The organism is Frankia sp. AiPs1 (assembly GCF_023716945.1).
GTDB lineage: Bacteria > Actinomycetota > Actinomycetes > Frankiales > Frankiaceae > Frankia.
In genome coordinates this window covers 1-951 of record NZ_JAMQQF010001055.1, presented here as the reverse complement: position 1 = coordinate 951, position 951 = coordinate 1, and the positions used below count along the sequence as shown (strand labels likewise).

Here is a 951-nt window from a genome sequence, read left to right as displayed (position 1 = left end):
CCCGCGCCCCGCCGCGCGCCCGGCGCGGCGGGCGGCCGCTGGGCCGGGAAGTAGTCGTCGACGTCGAAGCGGTCCCGCGGGAGCCCTCGGATCGCGTCAACCCCGCCGACGATGTTGCGCCAGAACGTGTCGAGGTCGCCGGCGCCCGGGAACAGCGCGGACATCCCCACCACGGCGATCGGCGGCGCCCCGGACCCGCCACCGGGGTCACGCATCGAACGCCTCCGCCCCGGCGCACATGTAGACGACCTGCGCCGGGCCGTCGGGCGGGCCCGCCAGCTCGCTCAGCAGCGCGGCGACGCCCTCGGCCGGGTCGATCAGGCCGATGCCGCGGCGGGCGTACTCGCGGGCGAGTTCCGCGGAGACCATCCCGCCGCCCGCGGCGGTGGCCGGCGACGCCCAGGGGCCCCAGTCGACGCTGACGATCCGGCCGGCGAAGCGTCCGGCCGCCGCACCCGCGAGCGTGTCCAGGGCATCGTTCGCAGCGGCGTAGTCGGCCTGCCCCCGGTTGCCGAACACCCCCGCGACGCTGCCGAACAGGGCGACGAAGCCCACGTCGTCGCGCACCGCGGCGAGCAGGGCCCGGGCGCCGTCGACCTTCGTCCGGTAGACCCGGTCGAACGACTCGGGCGTCTTGTCGCGCAGCAGCCGGTCGGCCAGGACGCCGGCGCCGTGCACCAGCCCGTCGAGGCGACCGTGGCGGCCGTAGACGTCGGCCACCACCGCGGCGACGGCCGCGCCGTCGCGCACGTCCACCGCGTGGTAACGCACCGAGGACGCGAGGCCGCGCAGGGTTGCCAGCGTCGCCCGCACCTCCCGCTCGGCGAGCAGCCGGGAGACCCGGGCCTCGATCTCGGCCGGTCGGCGCACGCCGGTCTCGATCAGTGCGCGGCGCAGCGCCGGGGCATCGACCGCGCCCGCGGTGGCGGGATCCTCGGGCCCCGCCGGCGC

At 78.1% G+C, this 951-nt stretch carries 2 protein-coding genes; both read right to left on the bottom strand.

What is annotated here, in order from left to right; all coding sequences use genetic code 11:
- Window positions 1-215: beta-ketoacyl synthase N-terminal-like domain-containing protein (locus ND748_RS32815; RefSeq protein WP_251750135.1), on the bottom strand; the 215-nt coding region annotated here is incomplete at its 3' end.
- A partial coding sequence (locus ND748_RS32810; protein ID WP_251750134.1) for an SDR family NAD(P)-dependent oxidoreductase occupies window positions 208-951 on the bottom strand: 744 nt, incomplete at its 5' end. The genes ND748_RS32815 and ND748_RS32810, both read right to left, overlap by 8 nt.